16 protein-coding genes are annotated in these 13,042 nt (G+C 67.7%); 7 read left to right on the top strand and 9 right to left on the bottom strand.

The features are described 5' to 3' along the window. Nucleotides 1-7 precede the first annotated feature (7 nt). The 7 genes from AB0L00_RS28935 to AB0L00_RS28965 all read right to left on the bottom strand — a co-directional run bounded on the left by AB0L00_RS28935 (nt 8) and on the right by AB0L00_RS28965 (nt 5,751). Entirely contained in the window at nt 8-682 is a 675-nt protein-coding gene (locus AB0L00_RS28935) for a hypothetical protein (RefSeq protein ID WP_364440243.1), read from the bottom strand. A 13-nt stretch (nt 683-695) separates the two neighbouring features. After that, nucleotides 696-1,076, bottom strand: a complete 381-nt coding sequence (locus tag AB0L00_RS28940) for a YbaB/EbfC family nucleoid-associated protein (protein ID WP_364440244.1) — start codon at nt 1,074-1,076, stop codon at nt 696-698. Then, complete coding sequence (locus tag AB0L00_RS28945) at nt 1,073-2,221, bottom strand: S8 family serine peptidase (protein WP_364440245.1); 1,149 nt, start codon at nt 2,219-2,221, stop codon at nt 1,073-1,075. Before AB0L00_RS28945 ends, AB0L00_RS28940 begins: the two co-directional genes overlap by 4 nt. Then, the gene (locus AB0L00_RS28950; RefSeq protein WP_364440246.1) at nt 2,169-3,506 is read right to left on the bottom strand and encodes a WXG100 family type VII secretion target; all 1,338 of its coding nucleotides are present in this window, start codon (nt 3,504-3,506) and stop codon (nt 2,169-2,171) included. Before AB0L00_RS28950 ends, AB0L00_RS28945 begins: the two co-directional genes overlap by 53 nt. 13 nt (nt 3,507-3,519) lie before the next feature. Beyond that, a complete protein-coding gene (locus tag AB0L00_RS28955) occupies nt 3,520-3,969 on the bottom strand; it encodes a hypothetical protein (RefSeq protein ID WP_364440247.1) in 450 nt (149 codons plus the stop codon). Nucleotides 3,970-4,166: 197 nt separating this feature from the next. After that, complete coding sequence (locus tag AB0L00_RS28960) at nt 4,167-5,354, bottom strand: glycoside hydrolase domain-containing protein (protein WP_364440248.1); 1,188 nt, start codon at nt 5,352-5,354, stop codon at nt 4,167-4,169. A gap of 115 nt (nt 5,355-5,469) precedes the next feature. After that, on the bottom strand, nt 5,470-5,751 hold the full coding sequence (locus AB0L00_RS28965) for an antibiotic biosynthesis monooxygenase (protein ID WP_345362298.1): 282 nt from the start codon (nt 5,749-5,751) through the stop codon (nt 5,470-5,472). Nucleotides 5,752-5,760: 9 nt separating this feature from the next. On the opposite strand from AB0L00_RS28965, the gene AB0L00_RS28970 reads away from it, so the two are divergent. From AB0L00_RS28970 to AB0L00_RS28990, 5 genes are read left to right on the top strand one after another with little or no spacing between them, the layout of a single operon-like run. Beyond that, nucleotides 5,761-6,087 carry a DUF6703 family protein gene (locus AB0L00_RS28970; protein ID WP_364440249.1) on the top strand — a complete coding sequence of 109 codons (327 nt, stop codon included), beginning with the start codon at nt 5,761-5,763 and terminating at the stop codon, nt 6,085-6,087. Between the two features lie 59 nt (nt 6,088-6,146). Then, nucleotides 6,147-7,037: a metal ABC transporter substrate-binding protein gene (locus AB0L00_RS28975; protein WP_364440250.1), complete on the top strand. Its 891-nt coding sequence runs from the start codon at nt 6,147-6,149 to the stop codon at nt 7,035-7,037. Beyond that, nucleotides 7,034-7,789: an ABC transporter ATP-binding protein gene (locus AB0L00_RS28980; RefSeq protein WP_364440251.1), complete on the top strand. Its 756-nt coding sequence runs from the start codon at nt 7,034-7,036 to the stop codon at nt 7,787-7,789. The genes AB0L00_RS28975 and AB0L00_RS28980 overlap by 4 nt, the downstream gene beginning before the upstream one ends. Then, nucleotides 7,786-8,607 carry a metal ABC transporter permease gene (locus tag AB0L00_RS28985; protein WP_345362286.1) on the top strand — a complete coding sequence of 274 codons (822 nt, stop codon included), beginning with the start codon at nt 7,786-7,788 and terminating at the stop codon, nt 8,605-8,607. The genes AB0L00_RS28980 and AB0L00_RS28985 overlap by 4 nt, the downstream gene beginning before the upstream one ends. Beyond that, nucleotides 8,604-8,972 carry a transcriptional repressor gene (locus tag AB0L00_RS28990; protein ID WP_364440252.1) on the top strand — a complete coding sequence of 123 codons (369 nt, stop codon included), beginning with the start codon at nt 8,604-8,606 and terminating at the stop codon, nt 8,970-8,972. The genes AB0L00_RS28985 and AB0L00_RS28990 overlap by 4 nt, the downstream gene beginning before the upstream one ends. Nucleotides 8,973-9,008: 36 nt before the next feature. Here AB0L00_RS28990 and AB0L00_RS28995 read toward each other — a convergent pair whose 3' ends face one another. After that, a complete protein-coding gene (locus AB0L00_RS28995; protein ID WP_364440253.1) occupies nt 9,009-9,926 on the bottom strand; it encodes a LysR family transcriptional regulator in 918 nt (305 codons plus the stop codon). A 107-nt stretch (nt 9,927-10,033) separates the two neighbouring features. On the opposite strand from AB0L00_RS28995, the gene AB0L00_RS29000 reads away from it, so the two are divergent. Continuing rightward, nucleotides 10,034-11,509 (top strand): MFS transporter, encoded by a 1,476-nt coding sequence (locus tag AB0L00_RS29000; protein ID WP_364440254.1) that lies wholly within the window; start codon nt 10,034-10,036, stop codon nt 11,507-11,509. A 340-nt stretch (nt 11,510-11,849) separates the two neighbouring features. Then, a complete protein-coding gene (locus AB0L00_RS29005) occupies nt 11,850-12,044 on the top strand; it encodes a hypothetical protein (protein ID WP_364440255.1) in 195 nt (64 codons plus the stop codon). 162 nt (nt 12,045-12,206) lie between these two features. Here the strand turns inward: AB0L00_RS29005 and AB0L00_RS29010 are convergent, their stop codons facing one another. Next, nucleotides 12,207-13,031, bottom strand: a complete 825-nt coding sequence (locus AB0L00_RS29010) for an isoprenyl transferase (protein ID WP_364440256.1) — start codon at nt 13,029-13,031, stop codon at nt 12,207-12,209. Nucleotides 13,032-13,042: the final 11 nt, after the last annotated feature.

Here is a 13,042-nt window from a genome sequence, read left to right on the forward strand (position 1 = left end):
ACTCCTGTCAGCGGGGACTGAATTTCCACTTCCGCTTATCAGTAACACCGGAAGGGACATCATCGGGGGCCTGTATTCGCAAGATCTGGCCGTGGAGTTGAACTATTTTACCCTGCTTAACAGAAAGATCGTTCTCTAGATTCTGTTTTCGCGTCTTCATATCGGCAATGAACGTTGTTAGTGTACGCAACACTTCCTCGTCCTGCTTGTCCGGGTCGAGTGGAGCCACTTTCTGAAGTGCCTCGCCGATTGCGAGCACCGCATCGTTGTAGCTTTGTGCTGCAGTGTTGTATAGATCGACGACGTTGTTTCCGATGTCGAATAGGACGTCGCTATTATGGGAAGCGACGTCCGTCACATCTCCCATCAAACTTGAAAAAGCGTCGAACGCATCACCATCCCAGTAGATATCCAGGCCTTTGTAAGCGCTGTTGAGCACCCTAGAGGATCCTCCGATGCGTTCAGAGGCCGCATACCACTTTTGCGCTACACCCAAGATTGCAGAACCGTTAGGCTTGAGCTTCCGGGCAAGTTCGGTTGCCTGCTTGACCTCGGTTGCTTGGGCAACCATTGCTCCGATATTTATAAGATCGCTCGCCGCACCCGCAGGAAAAGACTTTATTCCCTTCGCCGCAGCAGCCTTTGCCCCCGCACCCTTCGAGCCGCCCGACTTAGCTGACATCTACGGATTCCCCTTACCCGTACAGATGGTTGGACTCTGCAACTTCTGCGAATTTCTGCTCACGAACGCGTGAGATGCGAGATTGCGCAGCTCTTATCGCATCTAGGATGCGCTGACCCACAAGCGTGGGATCGGCGGCCTTCAAGGTGGCAGGATCCAATTGTATCTTCATTAGATCGCCATTGCCGTTCATTACGACGTAACCTAGATTTGGATTGATGCTCTGCTTGATCCCCAGCCGCCCAAAAGAATCCTTGAGCGACCGAAGCTGCTGAGCATACTGCTCGACGGCATCGACGGTCACTTGAGTCCGGCGCTCAGCCTCTTCTACCTCCGCCAAGCGCGCCTGCGCACCAGCGCTGAGAGGGACGTTCTCGTTACTGGGACTCGTCACCGAACTGCCCGCCTTCTGTTACTCCGGTTGATAAAAGCATATACCGCCATCGCCACCATGACCGCCACAATCCCAACGCTCACAAAGATCGTCGGCTTGGCGCTTCGCTTAGCGCTGTGAGCAGATTGCGGTGAACGTCCACTCTGCGACGTCGATACCGCAGGTGCTGTTGGCGTCGCGGTCGCTTTCGCTTTTTCCCAAGCACCGAACACTGGATTCGGCGCATCAGCTGGGACATTATCGACCAGAGCGTGATACGGGCGCACCAACCCATATCCTGTAGCGTCATCTCGACCGGATGGGCCGACGTCGCGAGCGCTTGCGATGATTCGTTGCACGAGCTCTCGCACGGGCATTCGAGGGAACTTTGCCCTTACCAACGCAACGACTCCCGATGTCAGTGCGGCCGCCTGGCTAGTCCCATTCCACTTTGGGACGAACCGACCCTCTCTATTGATCGATCCTGTTTGTACGCCTGGGGCCGCTACCGCGACATATGACTGTCGTTGTGTCTTGAACCATGGCTTGAAAAGGTAATCGACGGCACCTACAGCAAGGACACCCGGACACAGCGCCGGGTATTCCGGACTATTGAACTCGTGGCCATCATTACCAGCCGAAGCAACGACAACAACGTTTCGATCGAGAGCGTAGGTGACAGCTTTTTCGGTGATTACGTCACAACCGAGCCACTCGGGACTCGGGACCCCCTGAGAGATGTTGATTACCTTCGCACCATGATTGACTGCGTATTTGATGCCTTCTACGATTTCTGCGTTACCGCCCTGGGCCCGGATTGGAAGAATCTTCGCTTCAGGAGCTATCCCTACCATCCCCGTACCCGTTCCCCGGCCGGCGATCAGAGCTGCCATCGCAGTTCCGTGGCCGTTCTCCTCATCGTCGGAGTCGGTACGTGCGTCGCCCTTGCCAGCATCAATATCAGCACCCGGCAATACAGCATCGCGCAGATCGGGCAGCTTCGCACTGACCCCGCTGTCGAGCAGCGCCACCGTGACTCCTCGACCGGTACTGATCGGCCAGACCTTGTCCTGGATGTCCCAGGTACCGAACCACCACTCCTCCGCGCGTGGTCTAGGCGCGCTGTATGCCGAGGGTGCCGTCATCAGGACCGATGAGATCACCATCAAGATGGATGAAATCCTGCTCGCCCATATACGAGTTGAGATCGCCGACGGAATGAACCGTCGATGGCTGGCTGAACTCTCCACCGGTCTCCTTCGCCGGCTCGTCGACGAGATCGAATAGTTCCTGCAACTCGTCTACGGTCAACAACTCGTTCTCACTCTGTGCGCTCTGCCGCAGAAGGTTCGGTGCTTCACCGATTACACCAGGCACAGCATCGGCGCCGACGGTCCAGAGATCGCGGTCTTCGGCGAGCCAGGTCGTTCGCTCGCGTTCCTTCTCATCCGACCGTCCACCTCCAGATGGCGTGGGAGTGCCGATCTCATCGCCCCGGCCCACGCCGGTACTGGGTCGACCGCTTGCGCTCCGGCTGGAACCGAGCGCCTCTGCTTCACCGGGGGTGCCCAGTTTCCCCATACCTGGCCTGAATTTGCCAGATCCGAAAGTTCCGCTGACTCCGCCGAGTCCGATGTCACCGGCCCCCGACGGTCCTGGGCCCGAAGCCGGGCCACCAGGGATTCCGGAAGATAGTGAGTTACTGCCGGGGCCGAGTCCGCTGCCGAGGGAACCGGATGGCGGAGGCGCCCCTCCCGCGAGGTCTGCACCACCGGCCTCCGGAAGCGTTGAAGGGCCTCCGGGAGGCTTCGACGATCCATAGTGAGTTTTACCCGTGTGGGGCAGCGACACGTGTCCGTGCGGTACTCGGACGCTTCCCGCGTCTCCGTGTCCGCCTCCGCCCCCACCACCAGGATTCCCGGATGGAGTGTCGCCGCTCGGTTGATCTCCTCGCTCCGATAGCTGCGGGAGGTTCTTCTCGATCTGAGGAGGCATGCCGTCCCAGGTCTGAGCGATGCGCTCGTTGAGGTTCCGCATCACCTGGTCCGCTGCGGCGATCGCGGCCGGGGAGTCGATGTTCTTCTTCGGCCAGTTGATGCTTCTGTACATCGGAAGGATCGAGCCGCCGTACCACTGAAGAGTCTTGGCAGTCTCGTTGCTACGGACGACAAGCTCTCCTGCTGTCCCGTACAAACGACGCAGCACCAACTGGGCGGCATCGGCCGCCGGGCCGCTCCAGTAGTCGGCAAGGACCTTGGCTGCGTCCCAAAGTGCGTTCTGCGCTTCGATGATTGCGTTGCCTATGGCATCGTATGCCTGGGCCGCATCAGTGATGCTGCCCGGATGAGTACCGGCGATCAGTTCTTTGATGTCGTCCGGACTCCCATAGGAGCCGGCGCCTTGCGGCCGTCCGCCGCTCTTGATGACGTAGGTGTGGTGGTCAACTCCCATGATGAGTCCCGCGTTAGTCGGCAGAGGGCACGTTAGGCCAGGTCGGATTGTCTGTGGGTATCTGCTGCCGCCCCTGAGCACCGATCTGTCGAGCATGGTTGGTCAGGCCTTGTTCAGTGCCTGTGTAGTGGGCGGCCATCTTGCGCAACATCTGAGCGGCTGCGGTGTATTCAGTGATGAACCGCTCAGCGACATAAGTGATGTTGTCGTACGCCTTCTGAGCTGTACCGGCCAGGGCTCGTCCCGCGTCCCAGTCTCCGAGATCGGCTGCAGTGACGGGCCCCTGAGTCTGGAGCTTGTCGAGGGCGCCGGTGCTCGCTAGCGTCCGCAGCGCCTCCTCGAGGATCGAGGCGGCGTGATTGATCTTCGACGGCTTCCACTCGATGTCGGGGGAACCACCCCCGACCCAGACCTTGGGGTACTGCGACCCCGGCTGTGCGCCCCCTTCGTTCAGCGGCGGCATGCGGCCGTCCCCCTTCTTGACTTGTGCACCCCCGTGCCCTGCTCAAGGCTTGTCAAGCTACAGAATCACTGGCTGTCATGTCGAGGGCCGAATAACCGAAAGATTCCGTCGTGTCGGATATGCCATCACAGGTTCGCAGGTGGGTCTCGCATCACCAGGTCTGGCCAGGTTTCGGTCGGTCAGGTTGACTGTTTCGGTCAGCGTACGTAGCCGTCGACGGCGTCGTTGTCGATGTTCAGCGTGTAGCCCCCGTGGGTCTCTCGGTGGTCGCCGCGGTACTGCTTGATGCGGCGGTGGCCGGGCCACCAACCGCGTGGCACGTACCGGTCCTCCCACGGGTCGGGTTTCTTGTCCCAATGGGCGAACCAGACGGCGGTGGGCTTCGTGATCCCCCTGGCATCGGCCACGTCGCGGATGCCCGAGGTGACGCTGCTGTAGTAGCCCGGGACGTACCCGAGCGCACGGACCCGCCTGGTCCACGCGTCGACGAAGTCGAGGACCGCGTGGCGGCAGACGGGGTCGTGCCGGTGGTACGCCTCCATGTCGTAGTAGATCGGCGTGTGCCGGCGCAGTCCGAGGAGGCGGGCGCGGCCGACGGCGTCCTTGGCCGCGGCCCGCGCGTCGTCGAGGGCACTGTCGGGAGTGAAGTTGACGCGGTGCGGGCCGCAGGGCGCCTGCGGGCCGACGTAGGTCGGGATCAGGCGCCAGCCCATGGCCCGTACGGCGGCGATCCAGTCGTGCGACAGCCTGCCGTCGGGACAGGCGCGGGAGACACCGCCGATGTAGACGTTCGCGGCGACGAAATGCCTGCGCCAGGCCTGCATGGCGTCGAGGGACGGCGCGTGGCAGGTGTCGAAGCCGTCGCCTCTCACCCAGCTGCGGCGGTGGGCGACACCGCTGTGGCGTTCGGCGGAGCCTTCGGCCGGGGGCGGATCGACGGTGATGTGGGTCAGGACGCGTTCGAGGTCCTGGGCGCTCGGGCCGTACGAGCCGGTGATGAACGCGCCGGCCTGCGGCACCGCGATCCGGATCTCGTGGGCGGCCGGGTCGCGTACCCAGAGGCCCGGCGGGTGTCCGGTCTCGGCTCGCCCCGCGAGGAGGCCGGTGACGAGGGCGTTGGTCTGTGGGGTGAGGGGTTCGACGTGGATCGCCGTGGTGCGGCCGACGGCGTGGGCGGGGCAGAGCTGGTGTTCCCCGGCAGGGCCCAGGTAGAGGGCGTGCCGGTCGAAGCGGAGGCACTCCGTGGAGCGGGGGCCGAGGCGGTGGACCTCCCATCCGGCGGGCACCGGGATGCGGAGTCCCTGGTAGTGGACGTCGGTGTCCGCCTGGGCGGGGCTCGGGAACAACGTTCCGAGGATTCCGGCGAGCAGCATGGCACGGCGCATGGCGCCTCCCCCCGATCGTCGTCCGTACGACGATGATCCGGGGGGCGGGCGGGACGGTCGTGGGGCGCGCGCGGGGGCTGAGGAGGTCTTCGACGCCAGGAAGGCCGCTCTTTACTCAGGGATCGACGATCTCGTACGCGCCCGGCTCGTCGATGGCGAGCGTCGAGAGCGGGATCAGGGCCAGCCGGACGTCGTACGCGCCGAGCGCGCGGCGGTAGAAGCCGGCGCCGTCCCAGTAGGTCACCATCGCCCACAGATCGGGCTCGTCTACGGAGCGGGCGAGGCCGCCGGAGCGGTGGCCGGGGCTGCCGGCGAGGGAGCGGAGCACCTCGTGCGCCGTCTTGACGAACGTCTCGGTCTCGGTCTCGGGGACCCGGTATCGGGTGATGGCCAGCACCCGTCCATCATGCCGGTACGCGAGGCGATCTCCCCGCGCGGGACGCCGATGCGCGACGATGGGAGCGTGGCTTCCAAACTCCAGCGGCGCAGCGCCGTGTTCTTCGTCTATCTCCATCAGCTTCCCCGCTGGGTTCCGCTGGTGGTCCTGCCCGCGCTGCTGATCGCGGGGCTGGCGGTGCCGGGGGTGGCCGGCGGCGTGCTGCTGGTGGTGCTGGCCGTGCTTCTGTGGTTCGCGTTCCTGGCCGCGCCGGTGCGCAGCGCCTCCCATCGCCTGGTCAGGTTCGTGGTGCCGGTGGTCATCCTCGTGGCGGCGGTCGGGAAGCTGGTGGGCTGACCAGCTATCGGACATGTACGGTTTTGACAATCATTTTCATATTCATCCATACTTGGACCGTGCGATACCGACGACTTCTGCCCTTCGTGCTCGGCGCCGCGCTGCTGGTGACCGCCTGCGGGGCGCGGACCGGCGGCCACGGTGACCCGAAGATCGTCGCGGCCTTCTATCCGCTGGCGTGGCTCGCCGAGCAGGTCGCCGGTCCCGACGGCTCCGTGCAGAACCTCACCAAGCCCGGCGCCGAACCCCACGACCTGGAACTGACGCCACGCCAGGTGATCGACGTGGGCGAGTCGAAGCTGGCCTTCTACATCAAGGGCGTGCAGCCGGCCGTCGACAAGGCCGTGCGCGAACACGCCAAGCATCACTCCCTCGACGCGTCCTCGCTGGTGAAGACGCTACCCGCCCCGCAGGACGAGGCCGACCACGGCGCCGAGGACCCGCACCTGTGGCTGGACCCGAGCAGGTTCGCGACCGTCGCGACGGCCCTCGGGGAACGTCTCGCCGCGATCGACCCCGGGCACGCGGCGGGGTACCGATCGCGCGCCGCGCAGGTCGTCACAAAGCTGACCGCCCTGGACGGGGAGTTCCGTACGGGCCTGCGCGACTGTGCCCGCAAGGAGATCGTCACGGGCCACTCGGCGTTCGGCTACCTGGCCGAGCGGTACGGCCTGACCCAGGTCGGCGTGACCGGCCTGGACCCCGAGGCCGAGCCGTCACCCGGCCGCCTGGCGAGTCTGACCCAGCTCGTCCGGCGTACGCGGGCCACCACTGTCTTCACCGAGACACTCGCCAGCCCGAAGACCGCCGCCACGCTCGCGAACGAGGCGGGCGTGCGCACCGAGGTCCTGGACCCCGTCGAAGGTGTGAAGCGGGGGACCTCCGACGACTACTTCTCGATCATGCGCCGTGATCTCGCGACGCTGCGACCAGCCCTAGGATGCCGATGACCGTTCCGTTCCGCATGACAGGCGGCGAGGTGCGGCTGGACCGCCGCCCGGTGCTGCGCGGCGTCGACCTGACCGTCGAGCCGGGCGAGGTGCTCGCCGTGATGGGGCCGAACGGCTCCGGCAAGTCCACGTTGATCCGCTCGCTGCTGGGCCTGATCCCGCTGTCGGCCGGGCGGGTGGAGCTGTACGGCGTGCCGCCGGCCCGGTTCAAGGACTGGAAGCGCGTCGGGTACGTCCCGCAGCGGCTGTCGGTCGGCGGCGGCGTGCCCGCCACCGTGCGCGAGGTCGTGTCGTCGGGCCGGATCGCCCGGCAGTCGCGGTTCCGGCCGTTCTCGGCCGCCGACCGGCACGCGGTGGACCGGGCCCTGGAGGCCGTCGGCATGGCCGACCGCGCCCGGGACTCCGCGCAGGAGCTGTCCGGCGGCCAGCAGCAGCGCGTACTGATCGCCCGCGCCCTCGCCGGTGAGCCGGACGTCTTCGTCATGGACGAGCCGACGGCGGGCGTCGACGCCGCGAGCCAGGAGACCCTCGCCCGTACGCTCCGCGGCCAGGTCGCGGAGGGCCGTACGGTCGTGCTGGTCGCCCACGAGCTCGGGCCGATGGAGCCGTTGATCACCCGTTCCGTGGTCCTGGAGAACGGCCTGATCACGCACGAGGGCACTCCCCCGAAGCCCCAGGGCGAATGCGCCCGGCCCGGCCACGCCCACGTCCACCCGCACGTCCCGGCCGAGGAGCCACACCTGCTGTCATGATCGAACTCCTGTCCTACGACTTCCTGCGCCGCGCGCTGATCGCCGCCGTTCTCGTGGGCGTCGCGGCCCCGGCGGTCGGCACGTTCATCGTCCAGCGGCGGCTGGCCCTGCTCGGCGACGGCATCGGCCACATCGCCCTGACCGGTGTGGGTCTCGGCCTGCTGACCAGCACCTCCCCCACCATCCTCGCGCTCGTGGTGTCCGCGCTGGGCGCGGTCGCGATCGAGCTGCTGCGGGTGCGGACGCGCACCGGCGGCGACGTCGCCCTCGCCCTGCTGTTCTACGGCGGGCTCGCCGGCGGCGTGCTGTTCGCGAACCTGTCCGGCGGCAGCGCGAACCTCTCCAGTTACCTGTTCGGCTCGATCAGCAGTGTCGGCACCGGCGACCTGTACATCGTCGCCGGCCTCGCCGTCGCGGTCATCGTCATCCTGGCGTTGTTCGGGCGGGAGCTGTTCGTCCTGTGCCAGGACGAGGAGGTCGCCCGCGCCAGCGGCCTGCCGGTCCGGTTCCTGTCGCTGCTGATCGCCATCGTCGCGGCGCTGACCGTGGTGGTGGCGATGCGCGCGGTGGGCCTGCTGCTGGTCAGCGCGCTGATGGTGGTGCCGGTCGCGGCGGCGCAGCAGCTCACTCGCGGGTTCAAGGCGACGATCGGGCTCGCCGTCGTGGTGGGGGTCGTGGCCTCCGTCGGCGGTCTGTGGGTCTCGGTGGACGCCGACTTCGCCCCCGGCCCGACGATCGTTCTTCTGGCGATGGCCGTCTTCCTGGCCGCGGTCGGAACGGGGAGACTGGTGCGTATGCGCCGAACGGACGTGACGTGAGCGGGCGACGGGAGGACGTGCGCCGGGCACTCTCGGGCTGTGAGAGTTTCCGCAGCGCCCAGGACATCTACGCCGACCTGCGGGCCGCCGGCTCGCGGATCGGCCTGACCACCGTGTACCGCGCCCTGCAGTCGCTGAGCGAGGCCGGCGAGGTCGACGTGCTGCGCACCGACGAGGGCGAGGCCATCTACCGAGCGTGCCGGACCGACGAGCACCACCATCACCTGGTCTGCCGCGTGTGCGGCCGTACGGTCGAGGTCGAGGGCCCGGCGGTGGAGAGGTGGGCCGCGGCGGTCGGCGCGGAGCACGGCTTCCGGGACGTCACCCACACGGTCGAGGTCTTCGGCACCTGCGCCGAGCACTGACCTCACCCACACGTCGCCCGCGCCGAGCGGTTCGGGTCAGGGCCGGTCGACGACGTCGGCGACCGTCTCGCGGATGACGCGGCGCAGCCACGCGTGCGCCGCGTCCGCGTCGTACCGGCGGTGCCAGGCCAGGTCGATGCGCGGGGACGGCACCTCCACGGGCAGGTCGAAGGCGACCAGCCCGAACCGTTCGATCGTCGACGCGTGCAGCCGCCGGGCCGCCCGGCCGACGAGGTCGGTGACGGTCAGCATGACCAGGGCCGAGGAGAACGTGGGCGCCGAGGCCACCACCCGGCGGCGCAGGCCCCGCTCGGCGAGCCGCGCGTCGATCGGCCCTTCGAACCTGCCCCGCCGGGACACCGTCAGGTGCTCGGCCGCGGCGAACCGCTCGGCGGTCGGCTCGCCGTCGAGGAGTGGATGCCCGGCCCGGACCACGCCGACCGGCTGGTCCCGGATGAGCGGCTCGACCCGGATCTCGGGCGGCGCACCGTCGATGACGCCGATCTCCAGATCGATCCGCCCGTCGCGCAGGCCGCGGGTCTCCTCTGGGCCCTCGGCGAGGAACCGCAGCGCCACTCCCGGCGCCTCCCGGCGGAGCCGGTCGAGCAGCGGGGCCCCCATCACCGTGACGATCGAGTCGTCGGCCTGCAGCGTGAACGTCCGCTCGAGGGTCCGCAGGTCGAGCTCGCTCGGCGCGAACAGGGTGGCCGTGCGTTCGACCAGCTCGTGGACTTCGGCACGGATGGCCAGCGCCCGTGGGGTGGGGATCATCGCCTGCCCCGAACGGACCAGCACGGGATCGCCGAGGGCCTTGCGGATGCGCGCGAGCGTGCGGCTCATCGCGGGCGCCGACAGGTGCAGGCGCAGGGCCGCGCCGCCGACGCTCTCCTCTTCGAGGAGGGCGTCCAGGGCGACGAGAAGGTTCAGGTCGAGCGTCGATTGCGTCGGATGCACTTATTACCTGCAGAAGTTGCATTTGAGGGCAAGTAGTCCGGCAGCTTAGCGTGTTCCTCGTTCGAGGCCTCGAACCTCCCGTCCTTCACCGACTCGAGGTTCGTCTTATGACCGTTCAGACCCCCGTGTCCGCGCCGCCGGACCAGGGCCACCCGCGCCGTACCCTCATCCTGGCCCTGATGGCCGCCTGCGCCACGATGACCGTCGCGCTGGTGGCCGCCATCAACCTGGCCATCCCGAAACTGTCCGCGAGTTCCCTGCGTCCTTCGTCCGCGCAGCTGCTCTGGATCGTCGACGCGTACGTGATCGTGTTCGCCTGCCTGCTGATCCCGGCCGGCGCGTTCGGCGACCGGTACGGCCGCCGGGGTGCGCTGCTCGGCGGCCTCGCCGTCTTCGCGGCCGGCTGCGTCGCGTCCGCACTCGCCCCGAACGTCGGCGCGCTGATCGCCGGACGGGCCGTCACCGGACTCGGCGCCGCCCTCATCATGCCCGCGACGCTGTCGCTGACCGTCCAGGCCTTCCCGCCCCGACTCAAGGCGCAGGCGATCGCCACGTGGACGGCCGCGACCGGCATCGCCGGGATCGTCGGGAACGTCGGCGGCGGCCTCATCCTGCAGTACCTCCCCTGGCAGGGGCTGTTCTGGGCGGTCGCGCCGGTCATGCTCGTCCTGCTGGCGCTGTCCGCGCGGATCGCACCCCGGTCCGAGCGGCATCCCGCCGACCTCGACCTCATCGGCTGTGCCCTGCTGATCCTGGCGTTCGTCGCCCTGCTGTACGGCATCATCGAAGGCCCGGAACGCGGCTGGTCCTCCGGGCCGGTGCTCGGCGCGTTCGCCGCCTCGGCGCTGGTGTTCGGCCTCTTCACCGCGTACGCGCTGCGCGCCCCGCACCCGCTCGTGGATCCCCGGATCTTCCGAGTCGCGCGGCTGCGCTCCGGGGTCGTCGGCATCACGGTCACGTTCTTCGGACTGTTCGCGCTCTTTTTCGTCAACGCCCAGTACCTGCAGTACGTGAAGGGCTTCTCGCCGTTGCTGACCGGCGTGGCCATCGGCCCGCTCGCCCTCGGCATGATGGTCGTCTCGCGGCGCAGCGTCGCGCTGGCGGCCCGGTTCGGCGGCCGGCGCGTCGTGCTGACCGGGATGCTGGCCATCGCCGGCGGTCTGGGCCTGCTGTCGACCGCCGGTCCCCACACTCCGTACGCGCTGTACGCCGCCTACCTCGTGCTGATGTCGGTCGGCATGGGGCTGAGCACTCCGGCGCTGTCCACCTCCGTGATTGGCGCCCTCCCACCGTCGCGCGCCGGTCTCGGGTCCGGCCTGAACGGGGCCGCGCGCGAGGTGGGCAGCGCCCTCGGGGTGGCCGTGCTGGGCACGATCCTCAGCACCCGGTTCGCCGCGGGACTCCCGGCGGGCGGGCACGCGCGCACGATCGGGCAGGCGCTCGCCGGCACCGGCCCGGACGCGCACGCGCGGGTGATGTCGGCCTTCACCGACGCCATGGCCGCCGGATACCGGGTGATCGCGCTCGTCGTGCTGGTCGCCTCGTTCGTGGTGGCGTTCTGGCACCGCCCGGCCGAGACGTGACCTACGCGCCACGACGTACTCACCGGACCGTTCTGGGCTCAGGGCAGGAAAGGTCCGGAATAACGAGACACCGACCGACGACCTGACGCCGTGGTTGCCCGGTCAGCCGTGTACCGCACAGTCCTCACCAACTCGGTCATGGGACCGAGCCGTCCGCGCAGAGGGGCCGCTTTTCTGTCGATCCGGCAAGAACTGCCTGCCGGAGTAACCGATTAGTCGCCGAATGTGTGAAGTCGCGGTTGCCGAACGCCGCCGGTTCCCAACAGTACGTGTCAACTCGGTCAAGAGAGCCGAGCCGTCCCGCTGACGCGGGGCACAGCACAGCCCAGAGAAGGTTCTCATGAAGAATCAGACCAAGGAGAACGCGAAGCAGGCCACGGGGGCTGCGGCCAACGCGGCCACCACGATCAGCGTGTACCGGAGCACCGGTGACGCGGGCGCCGCGGTGGTGCTCGGCGCCGCCGCGGGCATCACGACGAAGAAGGTCATCGAGCGCGTCGACACGGCCGTGCAGGAGCGCAGGAACAACCGGTAAGGCAGACGCCTCACCGGAACGGAGCGGCCCTGACGCCTCACCGCAACGGAGCGGCCCCTCGCGGAGGGGCCGCTTCTCGGTGGATGTGTGGTGTGCCGGGTCTCTCGCCGAGGGTGACCGGACGGCTTCGCCGCGGGGAGCGAGGAGGCGCCGCCGGAATGCTCAGCGGATGGAGGCGGGTTCCTCGTCGTCGGCGCCGATCTCGGCCTCTGTGACCTCGTTCGGGATCGCGCCGCCGAAGCGGCGGTCGCGGCGGGCGTACTGTTCGCAGGCCTGCCAGAAGTGGCGGCGGTCGAAGTCCGGCCACAGCACGTCCTGGTAGACGAACTCGGCGTACGCCGCCTGCCACACCAGGAAGTTGGAGCTGCGCTGCTCGCCCGACGGGCGCAGGAAGAGGTCGACGTCCGGGATCTCCGGCCGGTACAGGTACCGCGCGAAGACCTTCTCGTTGATCTTCTCGGGGCGCAGCCTGCCGGCCTGGACGTCACGGGCGATGGCCGCGGCGGCGTCCGCGATCTCGGCACGGCCGCCGTAGTTCACGCAGAACTGCAGGGTGAGGACGCTGTTCCGCTCGGTCATCCGCTCGGCGTCCTCAAGCTCCTTGATGACGCTGCGCCACAGCTTCGGGCGACGGCCGGCCCAGCGTACGCGGACGCCCATGGCGTTCAACTGGTCGCGGCGGCGGCGGATGACGTCACGGTTGAAGCCCATGAGGAAGCGCACCTCCTCCGGCGACCGCCGCCAGTTCTCCGTCGAGAACGCGTACGCCGACAGGTACGGCACGCCGAGCTCGATCGCCCCCATGATCACGTCGAAGAGGGAGTACTCCCCCATCTTGTGGCCCTCGGTGCGCGGCAGGCCGCGTTCCTTCGCCCACCGCCCGTTGCCGTCCATGACGACGGCGACGTGCCGGGGAATGAGATCCTTGGGGATCGCGGGCGGCCGTGCGCCGCTCTTGTGCGGGTCCGGCGGCTGTACGCCCCTCATGGTCCGGTGTT

The sequence above is a fragment of the Actinoallomurus sp. NPDC052308 genome (genome assembly GCF_040679195.1).
In the GTDB taxonomy this organism is placed as follows: domain Bacteria; phylum Actinomycetota; class Actinomycetes; order Streptosporangiales; family Streptosporangiaceae; genus Actinoallomurus; species Actinoallomurus liliacearum.

Bases quoted from the DNA above. Each gene is read 5' to 3' on its own strand.
- AB0L00_RS28950 (WP_364440246.1), bottom strand. From the start codon at position 3,506: ATGGGAGTTGACCACCACACCTACGTCATCAAGAGCGGCGGACGGCCG.
- AB0L00_RS29005 (WP_364440255.1), top strand. From the start codon at position 11,850: ATGAAGAATCAGACCAAGGAGAACGCGAAGCAGGCCACGGGGGCTGCG.
- AB0L00_RS28955 (WP_364440247.1), bottom strand. From the start codon at position 3,969: ATGCCGCCGCTGAACGAAGGGGGCGCACAGCCGGGGTCGCAGTACCCC.
- AB0L00_RS29010 (WP_364440256.1), bottom strand. From the start codon at position 13,031: ATGAGGGGCGTACAGCCGCCGGACCCGCACAAGAGCGGCGCACGGCCG.
- AB0L00_RS28945 (WP_364440245.1), bottom strand. From the start codon at position 2,221: ATGGTGATCTCATCGGTCCTGATGACGGCACCCTCGGCATACAGCGCG.
- AB0L00_RS28980 (WP_364440251.1), top strand. From the start codon at position 7,034: ATGACCGTTCCGTTCCGCATGACAGGCGGCGAGGTGCGGCTGGACCGC.
- AB0L00_RS28970 (WP_364440249.1), top strand. From the start codon at position 5,761: ATGCCGGTACGCGAGGCGATCTCCCCGCGCGGGACGCCGATGCGCGAC.
- AB0L00_RS28960 (WP_364440248.1), bottom strand. From the start codon at position 5,354: ATGCGCCGTGCCATGCTGCTCGCCGGAATCCTCGGAACGTTGTTCCCG.
- AB0L00_RS28935 (WP_364440243.1), bottom strand. From the start codon at position 682: ATGTCAGCTAAGTCGGGCGGCTCGAAGGGTGCGGGGGCAAAGGCTGCT.
- AB0L00_RS28985 (WP_345362286.1), top strand. From the start codon at position 7,786: ATGATCGAACTCCTGTCCTACGACTTCCTGCGCCGCGCGCTGATCGCC.
- AB0L00_RS29000 (WP_364440254.1), top strand. From the start codon at position 10,034: ATGACCGTTCAGACCCCCGTGTCCGCGCCGCCGGACCAGGGCCACCCG.